This is a genomic window from Celeribacter halophilus (assembly GCF_018860305.1).
GTDB classification, from domain to species: domain Bacteria; phylum Pseudomonadota; class Alphaproteobacteria; order Rhodobacterales; family Rhodobacteraceae; genus Celeribacter; species Celeribacter halophilus_A.
Window position 1 is genome coordinate 446,524 of record NZ_JAHKPE010000019.1, and the last position, 20,257, is coordinate 466,780.

The window sequence follows — 20,257 nt, forward strand, 5'->3', positions numbered from 1 at the left end:
GGTCAGCCCGCCGCAGGAGCGGCTTTGCGCGCCTTTTTCGGGGCGACGCCCTCGTCTTTCATCTTCTCGCTGACCCGTTCTGAGGTCTCCAGAGAGGCGAGGTATTCCGGTGTGACGCCTGTCACATAGTCACCGTTGAAACAGGAGCAGTCGAAATTCTCGATCTCCGGATTGCCCTCTTTCGCGGCCCAGATCAGGTCGTCGAGCTTTTGATAGATCAGACCATCGGCGCCCAGCTCTTCGCAAATCTCGTCCGTCGTGCGTCCGTTGGCCACCAGCTCGCGCTTTGTCGGCATGTCGATGCCGTAGACATTGGCGTATTTCACAGGCGGGGAGGCCGAGGCGATATAGACTTTCTTCGCACCGGCTTCGCGGCACATCTGCACGATTTTCTTGATCGTGTTGCCGCGCACGATGCTGTCGTCGATCAAGAGGATATTGCGCCCCTTCATCTCCAGCGACATGGCATTGAGCTTGCGTCGCACCGATTTCTGGCGTTCGCTTTGACCGGGCATGATAAAGGTCCGGCCGACATACCGGTTTTTGACCAGCCCCTCACGGTAGCGGATGCCAGTGATATTGGCGACTTCAAGCGCAGCAGGGCGGGCACTGTCGGGCACGGGGATGATCGCGTCGATCTCGAAATCGCTGTCCATGATCTGTTTGGCCAGCGTCTGCCCCATGCGCAGCTGGGTTTTGTAGACCGAAATGCCGTCCAGCATACTGTCGGGACGGGCGAGATAGACATATTCGAAAATACAGGGCGTCAGCTTGCCCTCGACACATTGCCGCGTGTGCATGTTGCCGTCGAGATCGACAAGGATCGCCTCGCCCGGGGCCATATCGCGGATTTTCTCGAAGCCGTTGATGCCGAAGGCCACGTCTTCGGAGGCAAAGGAATATTCGTCCCCCTCCGGCGTGCTGCGTTTGGCAACGGAAAGCGGGCGGATGCCATGCGGGTCGCGGAAGGCCAGAAGGCCGACACCTGCGATCAGGCAGATCACGGAATAGGCGCCTTGCACCCGCTCCATAGTCATTTTGACACCGGCGAGAATGTTGCGCACCGCGTCTTCCGTGCCGTTCACCTTGATTGCGTCGGAGACCTTGTCGGCCAGCACGTTGAGCAGGATCTCGGAATCGGAATTGGTGCGCAGGTGGCGGGAATATTTGCCGACCACCTTGGCACGCTGTTCTGCCGTGTTGGTGATGTTGCCATTGTGCACAAGGTAAATGCCGTAGGGCGCATTGACGAAAAACGGCTGGGCTTCGGCCGCCGACAGCGATCCGGCGGTGGGGTAGCGGACGTGGCCAAGGCCCAGACGACCCAGAAGCGTCGTGGCGTCCTGCGGCCCGAATACGTCTTTCACCAGTCCCGCACCTTTGCGCTCGCGAAAGAATTCGCCGTCATAGGTGACAATGCCCGCCGCATCCTGTCCGCGGTGCTGGAGCATCAATAGCCCGTCATACAACTCTGCGAAGACGTCGTGAGTCCGGCTCGCGATCCCAAAAATCCCGCACATATCAATAGCTCCAATTCGTCGTCGCTTGCGCACCCTGTCGATTAAACAGGAGGTGCGTTAGGGGCAGGGCCCCGGTCATTGTCTGTTGAGAAGGTGCACCTGTGCCGACGTAACCGAATACGCCAATGTCGTCGATAAAGGTCTGGGGCGAAAGGCGCATCCAGCCGGGCTCCGAATCCTGTCACGGGTGTCTTGCACCTCCTTTAAGCCCTCGCGGCCCGACTGTCACGAAAGGATCACATAGCTTTTGTCACTTCTTTTTTGAAAGGTGGCGATCCGTCGGCCGGTTTTTGTGTGGCGGCATGAAAAACGGCCCCTGAACCGAGTCCAGAGGCCGCTTTTGTCTGTTGGTGTCGCAGGCTTATTCGGTGCAGGTCGAAACCAACGCCTCGTAGCGTTGCGTGATCCAGTCGGGGGCATCATCCGGCAGGCTCTCGTCAATCTTGTCTTGCGAACGGGCAAAGACCTTGGCCGTGCGGGAGTTTTCCAGCACCTCGATCGGGTCTCCTGTGGAAATGCGGTCCACAACGACCAGAGCAATGGCGACAAGGACGATCCCGCGCACCACGCCGAACAGGAAGCCAAGCCCCTGATCAATCCCGCCCAGTGCCGAGCGTTGCACGGCCGAGGAAAACAGCGGCGTAAACACCGACACCACGATAAGCGCCAGTGCGAAGACCGCAAAGAAACCGGTGATGACGGACAATTCGCATGATCCCGCGATATAGTCGCCAAGGTAAGGCACTTCCTTGACCAGAGGCACGGCTTGGGGCGCAAACATATAGCCAAGAACGGCCGCCACGATCCATCCCGCAATCGCCATGCCTTCGCGCACGAAGCCCCGGCTATAGGCAAGAATGGCCGAGACGATGATGACAAGCGCCACGATGCCGTCGATGATAGTAAAGCCTTCCATGGCAAGTCCTTCGTCTGTCCACACTCTCCTTCCCGAACGGGAAGGGTCGCCGGTGAAGAACCAAGTTTTGCCGTTTTGTTCAACCTTTTTCCCGTGTGTGACGGTAAAAAAGCTGGCATGTGAGGACGCTATGCCCGTGTTTGCGCGGGCTTTCGGCCCTGTTTGCAGGGGGCAGGGCCTGTTCCGAGACGCATTATCCGGCCCCGAAGACCTCGCCGACAAATCCCACAAGGTCACTCATCAGCCGCATATCCATGCCGCTTTTCTCACCCGCTTTCGATTGCGCAGGCGCGATGGCGGAGGAGAAACCGAGCTTCTTGGCCTCTTTCAGCCGGTTTTCGGTCTGCCCCACCGGACGCAAGCTTCCCGACAGGGACAATTCGCCAAACACCACACAATCTTTTGGCAAGGCCGCATCTTCGCGCGCCGACAAAAGTGCTGCGGCCACCGCCAGATCGGCCGCGGGTTCGGAGACTTTCATCCCCCCCGCGACATTGAGATAGACATCAAGCCCCGCAAAGGGAATCCCGCAGCGCGCTTCCAGAACCGCAAGGATCATCGCCAGACGCGATCCGTCCCAGCCCACCACCGTGCGCCTTGCCTGCGCGTGCGGCGAGGGGGCGACGAGGGCCTGAAACTCCACCAGAACGGGCCGCGTGCCCTCAATTCCAGCAAAGACCACGGAGCCCGGTGCGGGCTGGTCGCGTTCGGACAGGAAGAGGGCCGAGGGGTTGGTCACCTCGCTCAGCCCGTCTCCGGTCATCTCGAACACGCCGATTTCATGAGCAGGGCCAAAGCGGTTCTTCACCGCACGCAACAGCCGGAACTGGTGCCCGCGTTCACCTTCGAAATACAGAACCGTGTCCACCATATGCTCGACCACACGCGGACCGGCAAGCTGGCCCTCTTTGGTCACATGGCCCACCAACACCACCGAAACTCCACGCGTCTTGGCAAATGTCACCAGTTCATGCGCCGCCGCACGCACCTGTGACACAGACCCCGGCGCGCTTTCGACATTGTCCGCCCACATGGTCTGGATCGAGTCGATGATCACAAGATCCGGCTCCTGCTTTTCCAGCGTCGTCAGAATGTCGCGCAGGTTGGTCTCTGCCCCCAACTGCACCGCCGCTTCCGACAGGCCAAGACGCTGCGCCCGCATCCGGACCTGCGCACTGGCTTCCTCGCCGGAAATATAGATCACCTTTAGCCCCGCATCTGCGAACCGTGCGGCTGCCTGCAACAGAAGCGTGGATTTCCCGATCCCCGGATCGCCCCCCACAAGAATGGCCGAGGCAGGCACCAGACCACCGCCCAGCACCCGATCAAACTCGCCCAATCCGGAGGAGGTGCGCGGCGGCGGGCTTTCCTTGGTCGAGAGTTTCGAGAGCGGGATTTCCTTGCCGCGCATCCCGCCCAGCGTCTTTTTCGTCGGACCGGCGCTTGAGAGCGGCTTTTCTTCGGCAATCGTGTTCCATTCGCCGCACCCGTCACAGCGCCCCGACCATTTGGTCGTCACCGCTCCGCAATTGGAGCACACGAAATTCTTTTGTGCCTTGGCCATCCTGCCGCCTCTCGATTGTTCTTGCTTCGTTCTAATCTGTCGGAGGCGGGTGCGGCAAGCTCTCTTTGGGCTTTCTGATGGCAAAAATACTCAATCCCAGACTGAGCAGAACGCACAAGGTGAAAAGATAGAGCCCCCAGCCGATCTCGATCCGGCCAATGCCGATCCCTTTGGCGGCGGTGATATAGATGGCGATCAGGAAGACGTCGGCCATAGCCAGCCGCCCGAGGTGATAAAGCCACGGCTTGATCCGTGCGGACAAGCGGCCTGACAGCACCCCTTCGAGCGCGAGAACTTTTCCGATTGGTGCAATCATGGCGAAAAAGATCACGACAAGGGCTAAAAACTTGTCCTTTTCCCACAATGCGCCGATGCCGGACAGGACCGAGATTTCCGACAGGGCAAAGAGTGGTAACACGCCCGCTTTGAGCAGTGGCGCGATCCAGGCGAGAGGGAAGAGGAGCAGAAGAGAGAGGTTGGCAAGACGCGGCAGGGTCATGACACCCTCACCGCAGTGTTTCAATCGGTCCGTCGGGGGAGCCTGTGATGAACTGCGTCAGATAGGGATCATCCGCCCCGTCCATCTCGGACACCGGCCCGTGCCAGCGGATTTTGCCTCCATGCAGCATGGCCACCTTGTCGGCAATGGCGCGCACGGAGGTCATGTCATGGGTGATGGTGAGCGCGGTGGCGCCCATCTCGACGACGATCTCGCGGATCAACTCGTTGATGACGCCCGCCATGATCGGGTCGAGACCGGTTGTGGGTTCGTCAAAAAAGATGATCTCCGGATCGGCGGCAATCGCACGGGCAAGCCCCACACGTTTCTGCATCCCGCCGGACAGTTCGGCAGGGAAGAGATCAGCCACATCGGGCCCAAGTCCCACGCGGCGCAGCTTCTCGATGGCGATGTCGCGGGCTTCGGCTTTCGGACGTTTGAGCGAGCCGCGCAGCAGGCGGAAGGCGACGTTTTGCCAGACCGGAAGGCTGTCGAACAGGGCCGCGCCCTGAAACAGCATCCCGAAGCGCGCGAGAAAGGCATCGCGGTCGCCCGTGGTGGTGATGTCTTCTCCCGCCACGGAAATCATGCCTTGATCCGGCTTGATAAGGCCGAGGATACATTTGAGCATCACCGATTTTCCGGTGCCGGAGCCGCCGATGATGACACAGCTTTCGCCCTTGGCGACATCCAGATCGACGCCACGCAAAATCTCTTTGGAGCCAAAGGCTTTATGGACATTCTTGAGCGAGATCATGTGGTGAAAAACGCCTGTGTCAGGAGGAAGTTGGCGGCAAGGATCAGGACGGCGGCGGCCACCACGGAGGACTTCGTCGCCCGTCCTACGCCTTGCGCGCCGCGACCGGAGTGCATGCCGAAATAACAGCCCATGAGCGTGGCAATCACACCGAAGGCCGCGCCTTTGACGAGCGAGGAAATGATATCGGCAGGCTCAAGGAAGTCGATGGTGTTCTTGAGATAGGTGGCGGGATTGAAACCCAGAGACTGGGTGGAGACGAACCAGCCGCCAAAAATGCCAATCGTATCCCCGACCGCCACCAAGAGGGGCAGGGTTACAAGACCGGCAAAGACGCGCGGGGCGGTGAGATATTTCATCGGATCGGTCGAGAGGGTCACGAGCGCGTCGATCTGTTCGGTCACTTTCATCGTGGCGATTTCTGCGGCGATCGAGGAGGTCACCCGCGCCGCGATCATCAGCCCGACCATCACAGGACCAAGTTCGCGCACAACGCCGAGGGCGACGATCTGCGGCACGACCTGTTCTGCGGAAAACCGTGATCCGCCCGCGAAAATCTGCAGTGCCAGCGCGCCGCCCGTGAACACCGCCGTCAGCCCGACAACCGGCAGGGACAGGTAGCCCACGGTCATGAGCGCGTGCAGGAATTCACGCCCGTAAAACGGAGGTGTCACAATATGGCGAAAGGCGGTGAGCGCAAAAAGAGTCACCCGCCCCATAGTCGCCAAAGCGGCCAGAACCGCAGCGCCGAGCGCTGCCAGAGGGCGGGTCACAAACGCAGTCATCCGATATAGCGGCGATAATACCGCGCGCCCAGAGAGGTGAGGATTTCATAGCCGATGGTCTGGCCGATCTTGGCCAGATCATCCACCGTCTGATAGTCGCACAACAGATCAAGAGACTGCGGGACATGATCCAGATGGGTGATGTCCACGGTGATCAGGTCCATAGAGACACGCCCCACAAGCCGGCAGGGCACCGATCCGTCGAACAAAAGCGCCTTGTTGGAAATCAGCCGTGTGATCCCGTCGGCATAGCCTGCGGAGACGGTCGCGATCCTTGAGGGCACCTTGGCCGTCCAGCTGTTCGAATAGCCGACGGTTTCTCCGGCGGGGATCTCGCGCGTCTGGATGACGGGACATTCGAGTTTGACCACGGGTTTGCCACCCTCAAAAGGCAGGCCGCCGTAAAGGCCGATACCGGCACGCACCATGTCGAAGTGATAGTCCGGCCCCAGCAAAAGCCCCCCCGTGGCCGCGAGCGCACGGCGGACTTTCAGCCCGTCTGTCATCTCGCGGAAGGCGGCAAGCTGTTGCGCGTTCATCGGGTGCTCCGGCTCGTCGGAACATGCCAGATGGCTCATGACGAGATCGGGTTTCGCCTTGAGCACCAAGGCGCGCACGGCATCCCATTCCGCAGGTTCAAGACCCAGACGGTTCATGCCCGTGTCAAGCTGCACGCCGAAAGAGGCACCCGGAAGGGCCTCGAAATGGCGGGTGATCTGATCGAGCGAGTTGAGGATTGGCGTCAGGGACATATCCGCGATCATGTCGGTGTCGCCTGCCATATGCCCGCCAAGCAAACCGATCCACGGGGTCGGCCCCACTTCGTTGCGCAGCACCACACCTTCTTCGGCGGTCGCGACAAAGAAACTTTTCACGCCGGCTTTCATCAGCGCGCGGGCGGCTTTGCCGACCCCGAGCCCGTAAGCATTGGCTTTAACAACGGCAGCGGTTTCCACAGCCGGAGATGAAAGGGCATCAAGCGCGCGCCAATTGTCGGCCAGCGCCCCGAGATCGATTTGTAAAACTGAAGTAGCCATAGTGGTTTATTGACGCGCAGCACGCAGAGTCGCAAGGCGAATCCGCGCAGGGCACGGTGTCCTGTTAATAATCCGAATAACCTTGTTGCTCGCGGGCGAGGTTCCCGAAACGGGTGAACTCCGCCTCGAAAGAAAGCTCGATCGTGCCGATCGGCCCGTGACGCTGTTTGCCGAGGATGACTTCGGCTTTGGCATGGAGGCGTTCCATATCCGCCATCCATTTCTCCATCGCTTCCAGATTGTCATCATCGGGTTTTTCGCGCTCTTTGTAATATTCGCCGCGATAGACGAACATCACCACGTCGGCATCCTGCTCGATAGAACCGGATTCCCGCAAATCTGATAGCTGCGGCCGTTTGTCGTCGCGGCTTTCCACCGTCCGGCTGAGCTGGGACAGGGCGATCACCGGGATATTCAATTCCTTGGCGATGGCTTTGAGACCCATGGAAATCTCGCCAATCTCCTGCACCCTGTTGCCCTCGGTGCGCGAGGTGCCGCGGACCAGTTGCAGATAGTCGACGATCAAAAGGTCCAGCCCGTGGGTCCGTTGCAAGCGCCGCGCACGGGCCGCAAGTTGCGAAATCGGGATCGAGGGTGTGTCGTCAATGTAAAGCGGGCAGCTTTCCAGCGTCTTGGCGGCATCGACAAAGCGGCGGAATTCCTCTTCCGTCATGTCCCCTTGGCGGATCTTGTGCGATGAAATCTCCGAGGCTTCCGCGAGAATCCGCGCGGCCAGCTGTTCGGCGCTCATCTCCAGAGAATAAAAGCCCACCACGCCGCCTTCCACCGCGCCTTGCCGCCCGTCGGGCAGTTGGCCCTTTTTGTAGGCTTTGGCGATGTTGAAGGCGATGTTGGTCGCCAGCGAGGTTTTCCCCATCGAGGGACGCCCCGCCAGAATGATCAAATCCGAAGGATGCAAGCCACCCATTTTCTTGTCGAGATCAATGAGTTTCGTCTCGATCCCCGCCATGCCGCCGCCGCGCTCGTAGGCGGCGTTGGCGTTCAGCACCGCTTTGGTCACGGCGGAGAGGAAAGAGGTGAAACCCGATTCGCCTTTGCCCTGTTCGGCAAGGTTGTAGAGCCGTTGCTCTGCGGCGACGATCTGTTCGCTCGGGTCGCGGATGTCGGAACCGGAGGCGGCAGAGCCCGCGATCTCGTTGCCCAGTTCGATAAGCTGGCGCCGCAAGAAGAGGTCGTAGATCAGCTGGGCATAGTCGCGCACCGCATAGGTCGAGATGGCCGAGGCCGCGAGCTTTGCCAGATAGCTCGGCCCCCCCAGTTCCCTCAGGCCCTCGTGATCTTCCATATAGGCCTTCAAGGTTACGGGCGAGGCCAGCATGTTCTTGGAGATGCGCTCGGCGGCTTTCTCGAAAATATCCTTGTGGACCGGATCATAGAAATGTTCGGGCGCGATGATGGAGGCGATCTTGTCGAACACATCGTTATTGGTCAGCAAGGCGCCCAGAAGCTGCTGTTCGGCCTCGATGTTATGCGGCACAGCGCCCGCGTAGGAGGAGATGACAGAGCCTTTCTCCGCAGGCTTGCTCTCATTGCGTTCGGTGTCTGCACCAGAGGTGTCCTGTGCACTTTCTTGGTCACGACGGTCTTCGAGATTGCGCTCGAGATCGGTAATGTCAGTCATGCTGTCCGGCCCCTTGATTATCTGTCCGCGAGTCGCGTGATGCTCTCGGATTTGACTGTCTTAGACCAGTCGCGCGAGGTCTCGCAAAGGGTATATTTTGTGGATAAGTTTACAGGCCGCGCTAAACCGCGCTGCTGCAAAGAAAAACGCCGCCCGAGCGGGCGGCGCAAAAATTTTTCGCAATTTGCCGAGGTCAGGATTTCTTGTGCTTTTCCTGCCACGCGCGCGGCGCGCCAAGGAAATGCTCGACCTCGGCCAGTGTCTCTTCGTTGAAGATTTTCTGTTTCTTCGCTTCGGCCAGAACATCCCACCATGTGCACAGGCTGATGAGATTCACCCCGTGATCGCCCAGCGTCTTTTCCGTTTCGGGGAAGATGCCGTAGTAGAAAATCACCGCGGTCCAGCCGCAGGTCGCGCCGGTTTCGCGGATCGCATCTACAAAGGAGAGTTTCGAGCCGCCATCTGTGGTCAGATCCTCGACCAGAAGCACCCGATCCCCTTCGGACATCGCGCCTTCGATCCGGGCGTTGCGACCATAGCCTTTGGGCTTTTTGCGCACATAGGACATCGGCAGGCCCAGACGCTCCGCCACCATCGCGGCAAAGGGAATGCCCGCCGTCTCGCCGCCTGCGACATTGTCAAAGGCTTCGAAACCGGCTTCGCGCATGATCTGCACCGCCATGAAATCCATCAGCGTCGAGCGCACCCGCGGGAAGGAAATCAGCTTGCGGCAGTCGATATAGGTCGGCGAAGGCAGGCCGGAGGCGAGAATGTAAGGGTCTTCGGGGCGGAAATTCACCGCGCCGATTTCCAGAAGCATCCGCGCCGTGAGGCGGGCGATTTCGCTATCATCGGGGAAGGAAGAAGGGATCATGGGCAGTCTCTCTTAGGCCTCGACGCTCCAGTGGAGCGGCATTTGCGGATCGAAAACGGTCACAGGGCCGTTCTCCGTGTCGATTTTGTCGGGGTATTGCACGGGATTGCCCTTTCTCAGGGTGATCGTCGCCTCGTTGAACGGCAGCCCGTAGAAACGCGGCCCGTTGAGCGAGGTGAACGCTTCGAGCTTGTCCAGAGCGCCCTCTTTTTCAAAAACCTCGGCAAGGATGGACATGGTGTTCGTTGCGGTGAAACACCCCGCGCAGCCACAGGCGTTTTCCTTCGCGCCATCGAGATGGGGCGCGCTGTCGGTGCCGAGGAAATAGGTCGGATCGCCCGATGTGGCGGCCTTGACCAGAGCCAGACGGTGCGTCTCGCGCTTGGCCACCGGCAGGCAGTAGTAATGCGGCTTGATCCCGCCCACGAGGATGTGGTTGCGGTTGATGACAAGGTGATGCGTGGTGATCGTCGCGCCCAGTTTTTCGCCGCCCTCGCGGGCATAATCGGCCCCGTCTTTCGTGGTGATATGTTCCATCACCACTTTCAGATCGGGGTTGGCCTTGCGGATCGGGTCCAGAACCTTGTCGATAAAGACTTTCTCGCGGTCGAAAATGTCGATGTCCGGTGTCACCACCTCGCCGTGGATACAGAGCGGCAGGCCGATCTCGGCCATTTTCTCCAGCACGGGGCGGACTTTCTCGAAATCCGTCACGCCGGAGGAGGAGTTGGTCGTCGCCCCCGCCGGATAGAGCTTGACCGCTTTCACAAGACCGGAGGCATGGGCAAAAGCCACATCTTCGGGATCGGTCTGTTCCGTCAGGTAAAGCGTCATCAAGGGGTCGAACTGCCCCTTGCGCGGGTTCGCCTTGAGGATGCGTTCGCGATAGGCGCTGGCATCGTCGCTGGTGACCACCGGCGGAACAAGGTTCGGCATGATGATCGCGCGGGCGAAGTGGCGCGTGGTTTCGGGCAGGACGGCCTCCATCATCGCGCCATCGCGCAGATGAAGATGCCAGTCGTCGGGGCGGCGGATGGTGAGAGTCTCGGTCATGCGATTGGATTACCTCTTTCCGGCTCAAAGCGCCAGATGGTAGATATCGCTTATTTTTTGAGCGTTTGGTCGGTTTTTAGGGCGAATGGCCCCCGTGCGGGATTGAAGCTTCGGTTTCTCTGCCGCTAGGCTCTGAACGACTTGGAGGCTTTGATGCTGGATCGACACCACCCGCAGACGAACCGGACCGACACCGCGCGGATGCAGCGCGTGCGGGGACGGGCGCATGTGGTGATGGGGGCAGGCGGGCTCAAAGACCTGCACCAGTCCGGCTCGGCCAAGGCCATGATGCCCAAGGTGCACAGCCACGTGCCCGAAGTGGTTTTTCTCAATACATCCGGTGGCTTGACCGCAGGGGACCAGCTTGACTACCGGCTTGAGGTCGAGGCCGGAGGGCAGTTGATTGGCACCACCCAGACCGCTGAACGCGCCTATGCGTCGGTCTCGCAGGGCGCAAATGCCGAGGTGTCAGTGGCGCTGGTCGCGGGCGCGGGGGCCACGCTGGAGTGGTTGCCGCAGGAGACGATCCTGTTCGAACGCTCCCGCCTGTCACGGCGCACCAAGGCGGAGATTGCCGGAGATGCGCGCTTTCTCTTTGTTGAGTCGCTGGTGTTGGGCCGTGCTGCGATGGGCGAGGTGATCGAGAGCCTGCACCTGACCGACCGCCGCGACATCCGCCGCGCCGGGCGGCTGGAATTTATGGAACCGCTGGAAATCGACGCAGGGCTGCTGGCCACGCGTGACCATCCGGCGACGCTGAACGGCGCGCGTGCGATTGCCACGGTCGGCTTGTTCGATCAGGGGGCCGAGGGCATGGCCGGTCTGGTCAAACAGATCACGCAAGAGGGCGTGACTGCGGGCGTGTCCGGCTGGAACGGCAAGCTGGTGATCCGCGCCATGGCCGCCGACGGTTATCCTTTGCGCCGCTATGTGGCGCAGGTTTTGAAAAAGATCAGACAGGCGGAACTGCCGCGTGTCTGGCAGGTATGACAACGAGGAATAAAGATGAACCTGACGCCTAGGGAAAAGGACAAACTTCTGGTCTCGCTCGCCGCCATGGTGGCGCGGGGGCGGCTGGAACGCGGTGTGAAACTGAACCACCCCGAAGCGATTGCCCTGATCACGGATTTCGTGGTCGAAGGCGCGCGCGACGGCAAGATGGTGTCCGAATTGATGCAGGCGGCGGCGCATGTGGTCACGAAAGACATGTGTATGGAAGGTGTTCCGGAGATGATCCACGAGGTGCAGGTCGAAGCGACCTTCCCCGATGGCACCAAACTTGTCACCGTGCATCATCCGATCCGTTGAAATGAGTATTTTTGCCATCAGAAAGCAGGAGGCGCGGCCATGATCCCCGGAGAGTATTTCATTCAGGACGGCGAGATCGAACTGAACGCAGGTGCGGAGGTCACGACCCTGACCGTGTCCAACACCGGCGACCGTCCGGTGCAGGTCGGCTCGCACTATCATTTCTTCGAGACCAACGCGGCGTTGGAGTTTGATCGTGATGCGGCGCGGGGCAAGCGGCTTGATATCGCAGCTGGCACGGCGGTGCGTTTCGAGCCGGGGCAGATGCGGGAAGTGAGCCTCGTGCCGCTGTCCGGTGCACGCAAGGTTTACGGGTTCAACCAGAAAGTCATGGGTGAGCTGTGATCCGCAAGGGCCTCATATCGCTTTGTTTTGTCGTGCCTGCGGCGGGGTTCGCTCAGGAACGCGATTGTGCCGATCCTGTGAGTCAGTCCGATATGAACATCTGTGCCTATGAGGCGTGGCAGCGCGCCGACGTTGACCTGAACGACACTTATGCACGGGCTATGGAGGTCGCGAGGGGCTGGAGTGACGGGGCGGCCGAGGCATTGCGTGCGGCGCAACGGGCGTGGATACCTTACCGCGATGCGGCCTGCACAGCCGAGGGGTTTCTGTTCGAGGGGGGCTCAATGGAGCCGTTCATCGTTAACAGTTGTTTGGAACATTTGACGCGCCAGCGCACCGAAGAGATGCGCGCCGTCTACGAGATGAATTGAGAGGGACCAAGATGCCTGCAAAGATTTCCCGCGCGACTTACGCCGATATGTTCGGCCCCACCACTGGCGACAAGCTGCGTCTGGCGGATACGGATTTGATCATCGAGGTCGAGCGTGATCTCACCGGCCCTTATGGCGAAGAGGTCAAATTCGGCGGCGGCAAGGTGATCCGCGACGGTATGGGGCAGAGCCAGAAATCCCGCGCCGAGGGGGCTGTGGATACGGTCATCACCAATGCGCTGATTGTGGATGTGACGGGGATTTACAAGGCCGACATCGGGCTGCGCGACGGGCGGATTGTGGGGATTGGCAAGGCGGGCAACCCCGACACGCAACCGGGTGTGGATATCATTGTCGGCCCCGGAACCGAGGCGATTGCGGGCGAGGGCCGGATCATCACGGCGGGTGGTTTTGACAGCCATATCCATTTTATCTGTCCGCAACAGATCGAGGACGCGCTGCATTCCGGCGTGACCACCATGCTGGGGGGCGGCACGGGGCCTGCGCATGGGACTTTAGCGACCACATGCACACCGGGGCCGTGGCATATCGGGCGGATGTTGCAGGCGCTGGACGGGGTGCCGATGAATATTGCGCTTGCGGGGAAAGGCAACGCGAGCCAACCCGCCGCACTGGTCGAGATGGTCAATGCCGGTGCTGCCGCGATGAAGCTGCACGAGGATTGGGGCACCACGCCGGGGGCGATTGATTGCTGTCTCTCGGTGGCCGATGACATGGATGTGCAGGTGATGATCCATACGGATACGCTCAATGAGAGCGGGTTCGTGGAGAACACGGTGGCGGCGATGAAGGGCCGGACCATCCACGCCTTCCACACCGAGGGGGCGGGCGGAGGTCATGCGCCGGACATCATCAAGGTGGTGGGCGAGGAGCATGTGTTGCCCAGCTCCACCAATCCGACGCGGCCCTATACGGTGAACACGCTGGAGGAGCATCTCGACATGCTCATGGTCTGTCACCACCTCGACAAATCCATCCCCGAGGATGTGGCCTTTGCCGAAAGCCGTATCCGCAAGGAGACCATTGCCGCCGAAGACATCCTGCATGACATGGGGGCGTTTTCGATCATTGCCTCGGACAGTCAGGCGATGGGGCGTGTGGGCGAGGTTCTGATCCGCACATGGCAGACCGCCGACAAGATGAAGAAGCAGCGCGGGCGTCTCTCTGACGAGACCGGTGACAACGACAATCTGCGCGTCAAACGCTATATTGCGAAATACACGATCAACCCCGCGATTGCCCATGGCATGTCAACACAGATCGGCTCCATCGAAGTGGGCAAACGCGCCGATCTGGTGATGTGGTCGCCGGCGTTTTTCGGTGTGAAGCCCGAGATGGTGCTCTTGGGCGGCTCTATCGCCGTGGCGCAAATGGGCGATCCGAACGCCTCGATCCCGACACCGCAGCCGGTTTATACGCGCCCGATGTTCGGGGCGATGGGCCGCGCGGTGGAACAGTCTGCCGTGCTCTTCGTCTCTCAGGCGGCGCAGGCCGATGGGATCGGCAAATCGCTGGGGCTGGCGAAACAGACCGTGGCGGTGGAGAACACGCGCAATATCGGCAAATCGTCCATGGTGATGAACGATGCGACGCCGGATATCGAGGTGAATCCGGAGACCTATGAGGTGCGAGCGAACGGAGAATTGCTGACCTGTGAACCGGCCAAAGAGCTTCCGATGGCGCAGCGTTACTTCCTGTTCTGATGGTTCTTCGGGCAAATCTCCTGTGGGATGCGGTCTTTCTCGGCGCGTCTTTGCCACAGGCCTGCGTGACCGGTGGTGAGGCTTTGTGTGTTGGCTGTGATGCTCTATCGTGACGGGACAGGGAGGAAACCCGTCTCACGAGAGGTTTCCAGACATGCAGCATGTCGCCAATATCGTCATTCTCACACCGGGCCTACGGGCGCGTATCGATCTGTTCTTTGCCTCCTTGGGGCAGGGGGTGAATGCCTATTCCGTCCGGCGCAAGCGTCTGGGCGAACTGGCGCGGCTGGACGCGATGAGCGATGCCGAACTGTCGGAGCTTGGCATCACCCGCGACCGGATCCCGCATTACGTCTTCCGCGACCTGTTTTCCACCTGAGAGACACGGTCGCGCAAGGGCGGTCTGCGTCACAGACTTTCGAGCACTTCGATCTCTTCGGGGTCGTCCGGCGCGATCACATCCATGCTGTCGTCGCGGTCCTCGATGCGGATCGAGGTGACATGTTTGGTCGCATAATAGCGGTCGTCGTCGAGCATCTCTTGCGGCAGTTTGGAAATATCAAACACCTGATAGGCAGTGCGGGACACCACCACGTCGCAGGTGTAGCCCGGAAAACGACCGGTGTCGTTACATTCGATGAAACGGGCCTCAAGGGCGGCTTCGCGCGCACGCAATTCGGCGATCTTGGCGCGCAGGCGGGCAAGCTCGTCTACGGGCGAACGGGTCATATACATGGTGTTTTCTCTCCTTCTGGATCTTGGGAAATACAGGGGCGGGTGGCTCAGCTTTCGCCGTTTGCAGCAAGACGACTTGAGGCAAAAGCGGTGGCGGGCGGCAGGGCGAATTCGTTGAACCCGTTCTCTGGCGCGGCGCTGTCCTCCGCGCTCTGCGGCGTCGAAGCGCCGTTCAATGCATCACTCAAACCGGCTTGCATATCGGCTTTGGCCTCCAGCGCCTGCGTGGCTGCCAGAGCATCCGGCAGGGTGACGGGCGCGAGGTCGGACTCCAGATCACAGCGCATCTGCGCCACGTCCTCTTCCGGCAGGCCAACCAAAGGCTGCAAATCTGCGTGTTCGGTGGGCCGTAAGTCACGCGGGCTTTTTTCGTCTTCGACAGCGGGCGAGGGCGCAGCCTTCGCATCTGGTGCACTGTCGGTTGCCTCTTGTCTAAGGCCAAACGGGTCGTCGGGGTTCACGAAAGGCGCGTCCTGCCGCTCCGGCCTTACCCCTTCGGCGGGGTCCAAGAGCGCGGGTTGCTCCGTTACCGCCATAGCACCGGCCTCCGGCACGCCGCCGACATCCGCCTCAAACCCGACTTCTTGCGGGTTTGAGGCCGCATGGCCCGTCGCGGCGCGGGGCCAGAGCAGCACAACCGTCTCTTCCTCTGTCTCGAAAAATTGCGGATCACAAAGCACCGCCTGCGGCAGTCTGTCGGGAGAAATCCGGCGCGGCTTGCGGGTTTCGATCACGGCGACCCGCTGTGCGCCGGAAACTTTCCCGCCGCCGTTTTCTGTCGCAAAGCTGCGGATTTCATCGCAAAGTGCGGCCTCGCGTTTGCGCAGCCGCGCCAGTTCCGCGCGCAATTCAAAGAGCGCGTCAACGGCATCAAGAGGTGTGTGGTCAGGCATGGACGTCATCGGCAAGATCTCCTTGCCTTACATTTGGGGGCGAGTCGGTTAAGAAAGTCCCAATCATCCGACCGGAGTTTGAAAATGAGCAAAAAATCCTATGAAATCTGCAAAGGATGCGGAGCAGGCGCAACGGATTGGGTCGCCTTGACCTATGACCAGCGCTTGCTGCGGCGCAAGAAACTGACCACATCTACGGGCGAGGCGGTGTTTGTCGATCTGCCGCAGACTGTGTCTGTCGAGCAGGGCGACGGGTTTGCTTGCGAGGACGGGAGTGTGATCGGAGTGCGTGCCGCCGAGGAAGAGCTCTATGCGATTACGGGCGAGACGGTGACGCGCTATGCGTGGCACATTGGCAACCGGCACACGCCCTGCCAAATCGCGCCGGAGCGTTTGGTGATCCAGCGAGATCCGGTTCTCAAAGCGATGCTGGAGCAGCTTGGGGCCGAGGTGACGGAGATTGTCGCGCCGTTCACGCCGGAAGGGGGCGCTTACGGGCATGGCCGGACGATGGGCCACGACCACGGGCGCAGCCATTCGCATGATCACGATCACCACCATGATCACCACCACGATCATCACCATGACCACGGGCACGACCATGCCCACGCCCACACAGATCACCACCATGACTGATCCGCATGCGCTTCTGACCCTGACCCAATGGCTGTCGCCATCTTTCCCGCTCGGCGCGTTTGCCTATTCGCACGGGTTGGAACTGGCGATTTCCGACGGGGCGGTGCGCGATGCCGAGGGGTTGGAAAGCTGGCTGCGGGTGATCCTTACACGCGGCGGCGGGCATGTGGATGCCTGCCTTCTGTCTATGGTGCTCCAAGGTGCGGATGCGCAGGAAGTCGGGGATCTGGCCGAGGCTCTGGCAGGCTCGAAAGAGCGCTGGGCGGAGACGTTCGAACAGGGGCAGGCCTTTGTGAAAACCGTGGCGCAGATGGGCGGGCCGGAGCGCAAAGCGCGGGCCTTGCCGGTGGCGGTGGGCGAGGCGGCGCGGGGGCTGGACCTGCCTGACCGCACCGTGATTGCGCTTTATCTACATAGCTTTACGTCCAACCTCGTGTCTGCCGGAGTGCGTTTTGTGCCGCTGGGGCAGGCGGCGGGGCAGAGGGTGCTTGCGACCCTGCATGACGAGATCGAACGTGTCTCGGAGGCGGCGCTGTCCGCGACGGCGGAGACACTGACCACGGGCGCGTTTGCCGCCGATCTGAACGCGGCGCGTCATGAGAATATGGACGTCAGGATTTTCAAGACATAAGGCCAAGAGCGAAAAGCTTGAGGGCCGGATGGTCGAACAACAGTTGGAGGCAGAAATGGCATCACCGAACGGACCTTTGCGGGTCGGCATTGGCGGCCCTGTGGGCGCGGGAAAAACCACGCTGACAGGGGCGCTGGCCAAGGCGCTCTCGGAGAAATATTCCATCGCGGTCATCACCAATGACATTTACACGCGCGAGGATGCGGAGGCGTTGATGCGCCAGCAAATCCTGCCGATGGAGCGCATTCGCGGCGTGGAAACCGGTGGCTGTCCGCATACGGCGATCCGCGAGGATGCTTCGATCAATCTTGCGGCGATTGCCGATCTGACGGAGGCCTTTCCCGATCTCGACGTGATCCTGATCGAAAGTGGCGGCGACAATCTCGCGGCGACATTTTCGCCGGAACTGGCGGATCTGACGCTCTATGTGATCGACACGGCGGCGGGGCAGGACATTCCGCGCAAACGCGGGCCGGGGGTGACGCGTTCGGATATGCTGATCGTCAACAAGGTAGACCTCGCGCCGCATGTGGGCGTCGATCCGGTGCTTCTGGAAGCGGACACCAAACGCGCCCGTGGTTCCAATGCCTATGTCATGGCCGCGCTGCGTCACGGTCAGGGCGTCGAGGAGGTTCTGCGCTTTGTCGAGGAAGAGGGGGGCCTCGCCTGAGCTTGAGCTCAGGCGGTTTCGTTCTCGGGTTTCGCGCGCTCTGCGGGGAGCGGTTTGCCCTGTGTTTTCAGGATTTCCGCCGCCGCATTATAGGCGCGCTTGAACCGCGGCGCGTGTTTGCGGTCGCGCAGCACATGGCGACACAGCAGCACGGTCTGATAGGGACGCGAACTGGGGGCGGTTTCGGCCAGAAGGCGGCGCAGATATCCCATATTCGCGCGACGCTTGCGCAGGGCTTGTGTGATCACGCGCTGGGTGAGACGGCTTTCCATCGCGGCCTCAAGGATCGGGGCCAGCGCACCGATCTCCATGAGTTCATATTCCGGATCAACGCCGAACATCCGGCAGGGCACACGGGAGACATGCGGGGCATTGAACAACGCGGCATGCATCGCGTCGACTTCGACTCTGGGGTCGTAGAAGACATAGGCCTTCTCTGCTCCTTCAAGCATGTCAGGCGCAAAGCCGTAACGCGTCGTAAAATCCATGCGGCGGGTTTTCGGGAAACGGTGATCCCAAGAGGCCAGCCGCCCGTTGAGCGTGGCTTGCGGCGCGATGGTGATGACCGTGGCACCGGGGGCGGCCACGGAATAGGCCGCCGCCGCATAGCCACAGGCACCTGCGCCATAAAACACCACCTGATCGAAATCCTCGAAAAACCCCTCGTCCACAAGGCGGTCGAAATAGCGGTAAATCTTTTTGGACCGGAACCAGTCGCCGGTCTCGTCGGCCCCGTGCGACATCAGCGTGAGCGAGGACCAGCCATGCTGTCCGGCCAGCGTCATCCCGAGCGGATAGCCGTTCTCCGTGCGCTCGGTGGCGCGTTCATAGCTCTCGAAGGTGACCAGAAGACACGGCTTTTCGTCCAGAAAGGCCACGCTGTGACCATCACTCAGAGATTGGAAATAGCCCAACTCCTCGCCCAGCTCGGCGATGGCATCGCGCCAGTCTTCCCGTGGCAAATCCGAAATGTCGTTGACCGCGCTCATCGCGTTTTCCAACTCGGTTTTCTGCTCACTCACCAGACTTCTCCTTGCTCTCTTTACACAGGCCCCGTGGCGTCGGGCAGGCGCATTTTCGGTGCCGTTCCAACCCGCAGGTCTTTGGATCACAGATAACGTTGAATTTGGTTAACCGTTTCTTCTCCAATTAAGGCTTTTATGGGGCATTCTGAAGAGAGGGTTAAGGTTTTCCGGCTCACTGTCTCGTTAGAGGAAACGGTGCGCGGATTGCTGCCGCTTTGATGGGGAAGGCTGCATAATTACGCCGCACAATATGACCGTCGCCCCTCAGGGCGCCGATCAGACAGGGGCTTTGCCTCCGCAGTCCGAGAATCAAAAGATCAGCCGAGAATGATCCCGATGGTGACCGCGCCCAGCCCCATCGCCGAGACCAGAAGGGCCACGAGATTGAGGGCCACGACCTTCTGGAGCCGTGCGCGGATTTCTTCATCCGTGCCGCCGGCTTTCTTGGCCTTCAGCGCGGCCATGATGCAATAGATCAACAGGGCCACCCCCCCCAAAGTCAAAGCCACTCCGCCCCAGATCAATATGTCCATCTTCGTCCCTCGTTTATGCCTTTGTGCGCGTGCCCCGCTTGAAACAGAACCTGCGCGTTCAAGCAAGCATTTGCGCGGGCACAAAGACGGTCTTACCCCCATATTTGCGCAGCACGGGGCAAGGACATCGAAATATAGCGGTGAAAAAGCTACAAAACACCTACAAATTATTTATAATATGCGGGTAAGGATGGATATTTCTGGAAGGTTTCCCATGTCAGACCCACAACGCCGCATCGTTTCCTCGCAGCACCTTGCCGAAGGTCCGGCGGCGGAAGCCTCCGAATTCGAATATGGCATGATCATCGCCTACAACAGTTTCGCGCGCTGGATGCAGCGATGTATTGCGGCGGCGGGGATGGGGGAGTTGTCCGCTCTGGAAATCCTTGTGCTGCATAACACCAACCACCGCGACCGCGAAAAACGTCTGACCGACATCTGCTTTCTGCTCAATATCGAGGACACGCATACGGTGAATTACGCCCTGCGCAAATTGCTGAAGCTGGAGCTTCTGACCTCGGAGAAACGCGGCAAGGAAGTGTTCTATCGCACCTCGGAGACGGGCCGCGCCCTGTGCGAGAGTTACCGCAAGGTGCGGGAGGAATGTCTATTGGAGCCACTTGTGGGCGGAAATATGGCAGGCACCAACCTGAGCGAGATCGCCGCAGCGCTGCGGGTCCTGTCCGGTTTCTATGATCAGGCCAGCCGCGCGGCCTCGTCTTTGTGACGCCGCGCGGGG

At 60.4% G+C, this 20,257-nt stretch carries 24 protein-coding genes; 10 read left to right on the forward strand and 14 right to left on the reverse strand.

Annotated elements, in window-relative coordinates; all coding sequences use genetic code 11:
- Window positions 1–2: 2 nt before the first annotated feature.
- The 10 genes from purF to pyrC all read right to left on the reverse strand — a co-directional run bounded on the left by purF (window position 3) and on the right by pyrC (window position 10,647).
- Window positions 3–1,520 (reverse strand): amidophosphoribosyltransferase, encoded by a 1,518-nt coding sequence (purF, locus tag KO492_RS06460; RefSeq protein WP_216044195.1) that lies wholly within the window; start codon window positions 1,518–1,520, stop codon window positions 3–5.
- Window positions 1,521–1,881: 361 nt separating this feature from the next.
- Window positions 1,882–2,436, reverse strand: a complete 555-nt coding sequence (locus KO492_RS06465; RefSeq protein WP_216044196.1) for a CvpA family protein — start codon at window positions 2,434–2,436, stop codon at window positions 1,882–1,884.
- 193 nt (window positions 2,437–2,629) lie between these two features.
- The gene (gene radA / locus KO492_RS06470; protein ID WP_216044197.1) at window positions 2,630–4,000 is read right to left on the reverse strand and encodes a DNA repair protein RadA; all 1,371 of its coding nucleotides are present in this window, start codon (window positions 3,998–4,000) and stop codon (window positions 2,630–2,632) included.
- A gap of 31 nt (window positions 4,001–4,031) precedes the next feature.
- Window positions 4,032–4,499 (reverse strand): paraquat-inducible protein A, encoded by a 468-nt coding sequence (locus KO492_RS06475; protein ID WP_216044198.1) that lies wholly within the window; start codon window positions 4,497–4,499, stop codon window positions 4,032–4,034.
- 7 nt (window positions 4,500–4,506) lie between these two features.
- Entirely contained in the window at window positions 4,507–5,256 is a 750-nt protein-coding gene (locus KO492_RS06480) for an ABC transporter ATP-binding protein (protein WP_066603615.1), read from the reverse strand.
- A complete protein-coding gene (locus tag KO492_RS06485; RefSeq protein ID WP_416351239.1) occupies window positions 5,253–5,975 on the reverse strand; it encodes an MlaE family ABC transporter permease in 723 nt (240 codons plus the stop codon). Before KO492_RS06485 ends, KO492_RS06480 begins: the two co-directional genes overlap by 4 nt.
- 62 nt (window positions 5,976–6,037) lie before the next feature.
- A complete protein-coding gene (alr, locus tag KO492_RS06490; protein WP_216044200.1) occupies window positions 6,038–7,078 on the reverse strand; it encodes an alanine racemase in 1,041 nt (346 codons plus the stop codon).
- A 64-nt stretch (window positions 7,079–7,142) separates the two neighbouring features.
- Complete coding sequence (locus KO492_RS06495) at window positions 7,143–8,720, reverse strand: replicative DNA helicase (RefSeq protein ID WP_252735322.1); 1,578 nt, start codon at window positions 8,718–8,720, stop codon at window positions 7,143–7,145.
- 193 nt (window positions 8,721–8,913) lie between these two features.
- A complete protein-coding gene (locus KO492_RS06500; protein WP_066603624.1) occupies window positions 8,914–9,594 on the reverse strand; it encodes an orotate phosphoribosyltransferase in 681 nt (226 codons plus the stop codon).
- Window positions 9,595–9,606: 12 nt separating this feature from the next.
- Window positions 9,607–10,647, reverse strand: a complete 1,041-nt coding sequence (gene pyrC / locus KO492_RS06505; protein WP_216044201.1) for a dihydroorotase — start codon at window positions 10,645–10,647, stop codon at window positions 9,607–9,609.
- 153 nt (window positions 10,648–10,800) lie between these two features.
- Between pyrC and KO492_RS06510 the strand changes: the two genes are divergently transcribed.
- From KO492_RS06510 to KO492_RS06535, 6 genes are all read left to right on the forward strand, one after another.
- A complete protein-coding gene (locus KO492_RS06510; protein WP_216044202.1) occupies window positions 10,801–11,637 on the forward strand; it encodes an urease accessory protein UreD in 837 nt (278 codons plus the stop codon).
- A gap of 15 nt (window positions 11,638–11,652) precedes the next feature.
- Window positions 11,653–11,955 (forward strand): urease subunit gamma, encoded by a 303-nt coding sequence (locus tag KO492_RS06515; RefSeq protein ID WP_066603632.1) that lies wholly within the window; start codon window positions 11,653–11,655, stop codon window positions 11,953–11,955.
- A 39-nt stretch (window positions 11,956–11,994) separates the two neighbouring features.
- Window positions 11,995–12,300 carry an urease subunit beta gene (locus KO492_RS06520; RefSeq protein WP_216044203.1) on the forward strand — a complete coding sequence of 102 codons (306 nt, stop codon included), beginning with the start codon at window positions 11,995–11,997 and terminating at the stop codon, window positions 12,298–12,300.
- Window positions 12,297–12,671: a lysozyme inhibitor LprI family protein gene (locus tag KO492_RS06525; RefSeq protein WP_303578278.1), complete on the forward strand. Its 375-nt coding sequence runs from the start codon at window positions 12,297–12,299 to the stop codon at window positions 12,669–12,671. Before KO492_RS06520 ends, KO492_RS06525 begins: the two co-directional genes overlap by 4 nt.
- An 11-nt stretch (window positions 12,672–12,682) precedes the next feature.
- A complete protein-coding gene (gene ureC / locus KO492_RS06530; RefSeq protein WP_216044204.1) occupies window positions 12,683–14,395 on the forward strand; it encodes an urease subunit alpha in 1,713 nt (570 codons plus the stop codon).
- A gap of 154 nt (window positions 14,396–14,549) precedes the next feature.
- Window positions 14,550–14,774, forward strand: coding sequence for a DUF1127 domain-containing protein (locus tag KO492_RS06535; protein WP_066603641.1), 225 nt, complete (start codon window positions 14,550–14,552; stop codon window positions 14,772–14,774).
- Between the two features lie 29 nt (window positions 14,775–14,803).
- Here the strand turns inward: KO492_RS06535 and KO492_RS06540 are convergent, their stop codons facing one another.
- Together KO492_RS06540 and KO492_RS06545 are read right to left on the reverse strand one after the other, a co-directional pair.
- On the reverse strand, window positions 14,804–15,130 hold the full coding sequence (locus tag KO492_RS06540; RefSeq protein WP_216044205.1) for a hypothetical protein: 327 nt from the start codon (window positions 15,128–15,130) through the stop codon (window positions 14,804–14,806).
- 47 nt (window positions 15,131–15,177) lie between these two features.
- On the reverse strand, window positions 15,178–16,032 hold the full coding sequence (locus tag KO492_RS06545; protein WP_216044206.1) for a hypothetical protein: 855 nt from the start codon (window positions 16,030–16,032) through the stop codon (window positions 15,178–15,180).
- A 75-nt stretch (window positions 16,033–16,107) separates the two neighbouring features.
- Here KO492_RS06545 and KO492_RS06550 point away from each other — a divergent pair, with 75 nt between their 5' ends.
- From KO492_RS06550 to ureG, 3 genes are read left to right on the forward strand one after another with little or no spacing between them, the layout of a single operon-like run.
- Window positions 16,108–16,659 (forward strand): urease accessory protein UreE, encoded by a 552-nt coding sequence (locus KO492_RS06550; RefSeq protein ID WP_216044207.1) that lies wholly within the window; start codon window positions 16,108–16,110, stop codon window positions 16,657–16,659.
- Window positions 16,652–17,290, forward strand: coding sequence for an urease accessory protein UreF (locus tag KO492_RS06555; RefSeq protein ID WP_216044346.1), 639 nt, complete (start codon window positions 16,652–16,654; stop codon window positions 17,288–17,290). The genes KO492_RS06550 and KO492_RS06555 overlap by 8 nt, the downstream gene beginning before the upstream one ends.
- A gap of 55 nt (window positions 17,291–17,345) precedes the next feature.
- Window positions 17,346–17,960, forward strand: a complete 615-nt coding sequence (ureG, locus tag KO492_RS06560; protein WP_066603775.1) for an urease accessory protein UreG — start codon at window positions 17,346–17,348, stop codon at window positions 17,958–17,960.
- 8 nt (window positions 17,961–17,968) lie between these two features.
- Here the strand turns inward: ureG and KO492_RS06565 are convergent, their stop codons facing one another.
- Together KO492_RS06565 and KO492_RS06570 are read right to left on the reverse strand one after the other, a co-directional pair.
- Window positions 17,969–18,982, reverse strand: a complete 1,014-nt coding sequence (locus tag KO492_RS06565) for a phosphoadenosine phosphosulfate reductase (RefSeq protein WP_216044208.1) — start codon at window positions 18,980–18,982, stop codon at window positions 17,969–17,971.
- A 320-nt stretch (window positions 18,983–19,302) separates the two neighbouring features.
- Window positions 19,303–19,518: a hypothetical protein gene (locus tag KO492_RS06570; protein ID WP_216044209.1), complete on the reverse strand. Its 216-nt coding sequence runs from the start codon at window positions 19,516–19,518 to the stop codon at window positions 19,303–19,305.
- A gap of 214 nt (window positions 19,519–19,732) precedes the next feature.
- Here KO492_RS06570 and KO492_RS06575 point away from each other — a divergent pair, with 214 nt between their 5' ends.
- On the forward strand, window positions 19,733–20,245 hold the full coding sequence (locus tag KO492_RS06575) for a winged helix DNA-binding protein (protein ID WP_216044210.1): 513 nt from the start codon (window positions 19,733–19,735) through the stop codon (window positions 20,243–20,245).
- Window positions 20,246–20,257: the final 12 nt, after the last annotated feature.

Bases quoted from the DNA above. Each gene is read 5' to 3' on its own strand.
- purF (WP_216044195.1), bottom strand. From the start codon at position 1,520: ATGTGCGGGATTTTTGGGATCGCGAGCCGGACTCACGACGTCTTCGCA.
- KO492_RS06465 (WP_216044196.1), bottom strand. From the start codon at position 2,436: ATGGAAGGCTTTACTATCATCGACGGCATCGTGGCGCTTGTCATCATC.
- radA (WP_216044197.1), bottom strand. From the start codon at position 4,000: ATGGCCAAGGCACAAAAGAATTTCGTGTGCTCCAATTGCGGAGCGGTG.
- KO492_RS06475 (WP_216044198.1), bottom strand. From the start codon at position 4,499: ATGACCCTGCCGCGTCTTGCCAACCTCTCTCTTCTGCTCCTCTTCCCT.
- KO492_RS06480 (WP_066603615.1), bottom strand. From the start codon at position 5,256: ATGATCTCGCTCAAGAATGTCCATAAAGCCTTTGGCTCCAAAGAGATT.
- KO492_RS06485 (WP_416351239.1), bottom strand. From the start codon at position 5,975: ATGGGGCGGGTGACTCTTTTTGCGCTCACCGCCTTTCGCCATATTGTG.
- alr (WP_216044200.1), bottom strand. From the start codon at position 7,078: ATGGCTACTTCAGTTTTACAAATCGATCTCGGGGCGCTGGCCGACAAT.
- KO492_RS06495 (WP_252735322.1), bottom strand. From the start codon at position 8,720: ATGACTGACATTACCGATCTCGAGCGCAATCTCGAAGACCGTCGTGAC.
- KO492_RS06500 (WP_066603624.1), bottom strand. From the start codon at position 9,594: ATGATCCCTTCTTCCTTCCCCGATGATAGCGAAATCGCCCGCCTCACG.
- pyrC (WP_216044201.1), bottom strand. From the start codon at position 10,647: ATGACCGAGACTCTCACCATCCGCCGCCCCGACGACTGGCATCTTCAT.
- KO492_RS06510 (WP_216044202.1), top strand. From the start codon at position 10,801: ATGCTGGATCGACACCACCCGCAGACGAACCGGACCGACACCGCGCGG.
- KO492_RS06515 (WP_066603632.1), top strand. From the start codon at position 11,653: ATGAACCTGACGCCTAGGGAAAAGGACAAACTTCTGGTCTCGCTCGCC.
- KO492_RS06520 (WP_216044203.1), top strand. From the start codon at position 11,995: ATGATCCCCGGAGAGTATTTCATTCAGGACGGCGAGATCGAACTGAAC.
- ureC (WP_216044204.1), top strand. From the start codon at position 12,683: ATGCCTGCAAAGATTTCCCGCGCGACTTACGCCGATATGTTCGGCCCC.
- KO492_RS06535 (WP_066603641.1), top strand. From the start codon at position 14,550: ATGCAGCATGTCGCCAATATCGTCATTCTCACACCGGGCCTACGGGCG.
- KO492_RS06540 (WP_216044205.1), bottom strand. From the start codon at position 15,130: ATGTATATGACCCGTTCGCCCGTAGACGAGCTTGCCCGCCTGCGCGCC.
- KO492_RS06545 (WP_216044206.1), bottom strand. From the start codon at position 16,032: ATGACGTCCATGCCTGACCACACACCTCTTGATGCCGTTGACGCGCTC.
- KO492_RS06550 (WP_216044207.1), top strand. From the start codon at position 16,108: ATGAGCAAAAAATCCTATGAAATCTGCAAAGGATGCGGAGCAGGCGCA.
- KO492_RS06555 (WP_216044346.1), top strand. From the start codon at position 16,652: ATGACTGATCCGCATGCGCTTCTGACCCTGACCCAATGGCTGTCGCCA.
- ureG (WP_066603775.1), top strand. From the start codon at position 17,346: ATGGCATCACCGAACGGACCTTTGCGGGTCGGCATTGGCGGCCCTGTG.
- KO492_RS06570 (WP_216044209.1), bottom strand. From the start codon at position 19,518: ATGGACATATTGATCTGGGGCGGAGTGGCTTTGACTTTGGGGGGGGTG.
- KO492_RS06575 (WP_216044210.1), top strand. From the start codon at position 19,733: ATGTCAGACCCACAACGCCGCATCGTTTCCTCGCAGCACCTTGCCGAA.